This is a genomic window from Yoonia sp. (assembly GCF_046292185.1).
Classification (GTDB): Bacteria; Pseudomonadota; Alphaproteobacteria; order Rhodobacterales; family Rhodobacteraceae; genus Yoonia.
This window is the reverse complement of sequence record NZ_JBKBQY010000140.1, coordinates 1-5,705: the sequence shown is the minus strand read 5'-3', so window position 1 is coordinate 5,705 and position 5,705 is coordinate 1. Positions and strand designations below refer to the sequence as shown.

5 protein-coding genes and 1 pseudogene are annotated in these 5,705 nt (G+C 58.9%); all 6 read right to left on the bottom strand.

The features are described 5' to 3' along the window. Positions 1-903: translation initiation factor IF-2 N-terminal domain-containing protein (locus ACK4TM_RS16840; protein WP_409703540.1), on the bottom strand; the 903-nt coding region annotated here is incomplete at its 3' end. Then, a complete protein-coding gene (locus ACK4TM_RS16835) occupies positions 900-1,532 on the bottom strand; it encodes an RNA-binding protein (RefSeq protein WP_409703537.1) in 633 nt (210 codons plus the stop codon). The genes ACK4TM_RS16835 and ACK4TM_RS16840, both read right to left, overlap by 4 nt. A 23-nt stretch (positions 1,533-1,555) precedes the next feature. Beyond that, on the bottom strand, positions 1,556-3,157 hold the full coding sequence (nusA, locus tag ACK4TM_RS16830; protein ID WP_409703534.1) for a transcription termination factor NusA: 1,602 nt from the start codon (positions 3,155-3,157) through the stop codon (positions 1,556-1,558). Continuing rightward, positions 3,157-3,732: a ribosome maturation factor RimP gene (gene rimP / locus ACK4TM_RS16825; RefSeq protein ID WP_409703531.1), complete on the bottom strand. Its 576-nt coding sequence runs from the start codon at positions 3,730-3,732 to the stop codon at positions 3,157-3,159. Before rimP ends, nusA begins: the two co-directional genes overlap by 1 nt. A 189-nt stretch (positions 3,733-3,921) precedes the next feature. After that, positions 3,922-5,463 carry an ABC transporter substrate-binding protein gene (locus tag ACK4TM_RS16820; RefSeq protein ID WP_409703528.1) on the bottom strand — a complete coding sequence of 514 codons (1,542 nt, stop codon included), beginning with the start codon at positions 5,461-5,463 and terminating at the stop codon, positions 3,922-3,924. A gap of 49 nt (positions 5,464-5,512) precedes the next feature. Beyond that, positions 5,513-5,705, bottom strand: a pseudogene (locus tag ACK4TM_RS16815) (ABC transporter); the annotation flags it as partial.

Genomic DNA, 5,705 nt, shown 5'->3' with positions numbered 1-5,705 from the left:
AAATTCTTCGATGATCAGTTCGGCAGTATCTGCATCGATCGACTGGTTCTGTGTCGCCATGATGCCATTGTTCATCAGGGCCTTGACCACGTCAGCGACGCGTTCGGCCATGCGGTTGGCAAGTTCGGACACAGTGATCGCAGGTGGCAAGGCCACATCCCGGAACACCTTTTCACGTTCAGCAGACCCACCCATCGCCTTGGCACGGGCGCGGTCCTGCTTACGCTTCATCGCAGCCATTGACCGCTGGCGACCACCTTCGCGGCCAGTCAGCGCGTCATTCAATGTCAGCTTGCCGGCGCGGCGACCGTCGTCTTCACCGCGGGTTGGCTTGGCTTTCGCTGCCTTTTCGCGGGCGTCACGTTCGCGGTCCACCTTGCGGGGGCCAGCAGCGGACGGACGGTCAACGGCGTTTTCACCCGGCAGGGCGCTGGCGTCAGCACCCGCAGGGGCGGCTTCGGCTTTGACCTTGGCGGCGGCACGTTCTGCCTTGCGCTTTTCTTCGTCGGCCTTGGCCTTAGCGCGTTCTTCGCGTTCGCGGTCTTCGGCCTCTTTGGCTTCCATCTCGGCGCGGCGCGCCTCGCGTTCGGCGGCACGTTCTTTTTCTTCGGCTTCGCGCTTGGCGGCTTCTTCGGTTTCGCGGGCGCGGGCCATCGCCAACGCCTTCATCCGGCGTTCGAGTTCAACATCCGAGATGCCCGCAGGCCGTTTGGACGGATCGCCGCCCATTTGCACGCCAGTCGACCCCGCGGGCTTGGCCGCACCGGGTTTGGGCACAACAACGCGTTTACGTTTGGTTTCCACCACGACGTTTTTGGTCCGCCCATGGCTGAAACTTTGCTTCACGTTGCTTGGACGTGACCCACCAAGGCCGAGTGGTTTTTTTCCGTCGTTATCGCTCATCTAGCTTCTTTATCCTTCCCGGAGGCCATATCGCCGCCGTTCCCTTCGCGTAATCCGCGTAGCTTTGTGGCTTCCTCTACAACACGATCGCTGAGTCCGCCAGTCGCAAGCGCGCCATGTATCACACTTTGCCGTCCAAAAGCCAAACCCAATTCGACTGACGTCAGGCAACCGAAGTATCTGGCGCCTTCCGGTGTCCAGAGTTTTGTCTTTCCGCGTTCTGATCCGTCAGCGGCTTGCACTAGAACACGGACCCGTTCGCCACCTGCCAGCCAGCCTTTGACCTTTTCAAAACCGCAGACAGCACGGCCCGCCTTGCGGGTCAATGCGATCAGGTCAACAGTGCGGCGCGCGATCTGGCGTTCCACCTCGTCCACCAGCCCATCGGGCACGGTGACCGGTTGTTTGGCGGAACGCGAAAACTGCCCCTTGCGGGCCTGTTCCAGAATGGCGCGGTCAGCGGTCACATACATGCCACGTCCGGGCAATTTGCCCAGAATATCGGGCACGACCTGGTTGTCAGGCCCCAGAACAAAGCGGATCAGCCCAGCCTTTGGCTGGACCTCCCCCGTCACGATGCATTTGCGTTCCGCATCGGTTTGTTCATCTTTATGCCCGCCACGCGTCATATATTATCTCCGAAGGCCTGAAATCAGGCCTCCTCTTCCTCTGTTTCGGTGTCGTCGCTTTTCAGGTCGTCGGGATCAACCCAGCCCAGCATGACACGCGCGGTCATGACCATAGTCTGCGCTTCTTCCAGCGACACATCGAAAGGTTCCAAGACACCTTCGTCCTTGACCCGTTCGCCATTCACTGTGGTCCAGCCACCGGCCAGTTCCCAATCCGCGCAAGTGGCGAAGTCTTCCAGCGTCTTGACGCCATCTTTACCCAATGCTTCCAGCATCTGGGGTGTCAGGCCTTCAAAATCAATCAGGCTTTGTTCGACACCGGTCGCGATTGCCGCATCCATCGCCTTTTTCGCCTGCGCCTCAAGGTAGTCGCGGGCACGGGCCTGCAATTCGCCTGCGGTGCTTTCATCGACGCCTTCGATTACCAGCAATTCGTCCTGTTCGACATAGGCGACCTCTTCCAGATTGGTAAAGCCTTCGGCAACCAGCAATTGGGCAAAGAATTCATCCAGATCCAGCGTGTCCATGAACAGCTTCGTGCGCAGTTCGAATTCGGCCTGACGGCGCTTGGATTCTTCTTCCTCGGTCAGGATGTCGATATCAAGACCTGTCAGTAGGCTGGCGAGACGCACGTTCTGGCCGCGACGACCAATGGCCAACGACAATTGCTCATCCGGTACGACGACTTCGATCTTGCCGGCTTCTTCGTCCAGCACGACCTTGCTGACCTCGGCAGGCTGCAGCGCGTTCACCAGGAAGGTTGGCATATCTTCATTCCAAGGAATGATGTCGATCTTTTCGCCCTGCAATTCGTTCACAACGGCCTGCACACGGCTGCCACGCATACCCACGCAAGCGCCGACCGGATCAATCGAGCTGTCATAGCTGATTACCGCGATCTTGGCGCGCGAACCGGGGTCACGGGCGACGGCCTTGATCTCGATGATGCCTTCGTAGATTTCAGGCACTTCCATCTTGAACAATTCGGCCATGAATTCCGGCGCGGTCCGCGACAGGAAGATCTGCGGCCCCCGCTGTTCGCGGCGGACTTCCTTGATGTAGCAACGGATACGGTCGTTGGGGCGATACGCCTCGCGCCCGATCTTTTCGTTGCGGCGCAGCACGGCTTCGCCGGAGCCAACGTCAACAATGACATTGCCGTATTCTTCACGCTTGACCAGCGCGTTGATGATCGTGCCGGCGCGGTCCTTGAATTCTTCGTATTGTTTGTCACGCTCGGCTTCGCGGACCTTTTGCAGGATCACCTGCTTGGCCGATTGCGCAGCGATTCGGCCCAGTTCAACCGGCGGGACTTCTTCGCTGTATTCCTGACCGATCTGCGGATCGTCCATGTATTCCTTCGCCTGGGCGACGGTGAATTCGGCCTGATAATTTTCGACTTCGTCATCCGCGACCACGGTCCGCACGCGGGTGAATGTCGCGCGACCTGTCTTGCGGTCGATATGGACGCGAATGTCCATCTCTGCGCCGTAACGCGACTTGGCCGCACGGGCGAGCGATTCTTCCATCGCCTCGACCACCAGACCGGGTTCGATGTTCTTTTCGCGGGCCACGGCTTCTGCGGTTTGCAGAAGTTCTAGCTGGTTTGCGGAAGTATAGGCCATCAGGTGTTCTCCTCGCCATCAATGATGGTTTCAATTTCGTCAAATTGGGTCTCGTCGATCTGACCCGCATCCTTGCGCCCGCGCAACACGTCGCGGATCAGATCATCTGTCAGGACCAGTTTGGCATCCGACAGCCATTCAAATTTCAGGCCAATGGTGCCTTCTTCGATATCGATCAGGACCTCGTCACCTTCGATGCCGGCCAGTTCACCCTTGAACCGGCGGCGACCGTCGATCAATTCTTCGGTTTCGATCTTGGCCTCGAAACCCTTCCACTGATCGAAGTCCTTGAGCCGGGTCAGGGGGCGATCAATACCGGGGCTGGACACTTCGAGCGTGTAGACATCGACAATCGGGTCTTCGACATCCAGAACCGCGCTGATGGCGGTAGAAATCTGGGCGCATTCGTCTACTTCAATCGTCCCGTCAGGGCGCTGCACCATGATTTGCAGTGTACTTTCCTTGCCGGTCATCAGACGGACGCGCACCACCTCGAACCCCATGTCCTCGATGACGGGGGTGATGATCTCGGCGATCCGGCGGTCAATGGCCGCTTTGGCGATCAGGTCATTCATGGGTTTGTCCCAAGCATAAAAAAACGGGCGCGCGGCCCGTTGGTGTTTCCCGGTGGGGCCTTGGGGGTGGAAGCCAAGACGCCGCTATCGGGAAGGATATACGTCGTGTTTCGTGGAACTGCAAGGGCCATGCCGCAGGACCCCAAAACGCCCCGCCTTGCGGCAGGGCGTTTGGCGAAGATCAGCGCTTTACGTCAGCGACCAGCGTTCCAGCATGCGGTTGTTATCCATCTGCGCGGTGTTGCCCACGACGTCGGGCGTCACGACGCGGCTGCTGACGGCTTCGACGAAATTGGCGAACATCGGGATGATCACGCCGCCATCGTCGCGCAGGATTTCTTGCATTTCGTAATACATCTCGCGCCGTTTGTCGGTGTCGAGTTCGGCACGGGCCGAATAGAGCAGTTCCTCGAAATGCGGGTGATCCCACTGGCTGTCGTTCCACGGCACACCGGATTCGTAGGCGGAGGAGAACATCCAGTCCTCTGTCGCGCGGCCTGTCCAGTACGATGCGGAGAATGGCTTGATCAGCCAGACATTCGACCAATACCCGTCAGCCGGCTCCTGAATCACGTTGATATTGATCCCGGCCGGCGCGGCCGAAGATTGATACAGCTGGGCCGCATCCACAGCGCCTTCAAAGGCGGCATTCGATGCGGACAGATCAATGTTCAGGTTATCCAACCCGGCCTGTTGCAGGTAGTAGCGCGCCTGATCGGGATCATATTCCAGCTGTTCCATCTCGGCATGGTAATACTGGTTCGCGGGCCCAATCGGGCTGTCGTTGCCGACCATGCCGTGACCCAGCAGGATCTTGTCCACCATATCCTGACGGTCGATTCCGTATTTCAGGGCGCGGCGCACGTTCACATCATCAAAAGGTGCGGTCTGGGTCAGCATCGGGAAGGTGTAGTGCTGGTTGCCGGTCACTTCCTGAATGCGGACGTTCGGGTTCGCGCGCAGCAACGGTTCCAGCCGGAAATCGATCCTGTTCACGGCATCGACCTGGCCGGTCATCAGCGCGTTCATCCGCGCGGTGTTGTCGTTGATCGCGATCAGTTCGACCTCGTCAAAGAAACCCGCGCTGTCGCCCTTGTAATGATCGGCAAAGCGACGCCCGACGAAACGGACACCGGGGTCAAAGGCAACCACCTCGTAAAGGCCTGTGCCAATGCCTTGGGCAATGGCTTCTTCGATCTGGCCTGCGGGATACATCAGCAGGTGATAATCCGACAGCAGATAGGGGAAGTCGGCATTGCCGGCCTCAAGCGTGAATTGCACTTGATGGTCGGTGATCTTGGTCATTTCGGTGATCGCGGCGACCAGCGGTTGCGCTGCGGAACGTGACCCTTCGGCGACGTGCAACTGCAGCGATTCGATCACGTCATCGGCACCAAATGCCTTGCCGTTGTGGAAGGTCACACCTTCACGCAGGTTGAAGGTCCAGACCTTCGCATCCGGGGAGGCTTCCCAGCTTGTGGCCAATTCGCCTTGGAGCGACCCGTCGGCGGCAACCTCCGTCAGCGCATCGAACACGCCGCCCAATGCCGCCGCGATCATGAATACGTCGGAATGCGTCCGCCCGTCCCAGCTGTCGGACGTGTTGGCACCGCTCAAGCCCGCGGTGAATTTCCCACCACGGGTCTGCGCGCGCAACGGCATGCCGGACAGGCCAAGCACACCCGCCGCGACACCTGTTTTCAATAGACCGCGTCTGCTAATTCCATGCATGTTGGTATCTCCCTGTTTGGTCTTGCTGACCCTTTGGGCCAAGGTAAGGTTACATTTTATTCACGGCTGCATCGCCGATATTATCCACGCCGCGTTCGGCCAGCAGATTACTCAGCCAATCCGGGTCCATTTCCGGCACCGATGACAGCAACAAATCCGTATAGGCGTGGTGTGGCGGGCTGAACATTTCGTCCTTGGGTCCTTGTTCGACCACGCGGCCGTCTTTCATGACGACCACTTCG

Excerpts from the sequence above, each read along its gene's own strand:
- ACK4TM_RS16835 (WP_409703537.1), bottom strand. The coding sequence starts at position 1,532 with ATGACGCGTGGCGGGCATAAAGATGAACAAACCGATGCGGAACGCAAA.
- nusA (WP_409703534.1), bottom strand. The coding sequence starts at position 3,157 with ATGGCCTATACTTCCGCAAACCAGCTAGAACTTCTGCAAACCGCAGAA.
- rimP (WP_409703531.1), bottom strand. The coding sequence starts at position 3,732 with ATGAATGACCTGATCGCCAAAGCGGCCATTGACCGCCGGATCGCCGAG.
- ACK4TM_RS16820 (WP_409703528.1), bottom strand. The coding sequence starts at position 5,463 with ATGCATGGAATTAGCAGACGCGGTCTATTGAAAACAGGTGTCGCGGCG.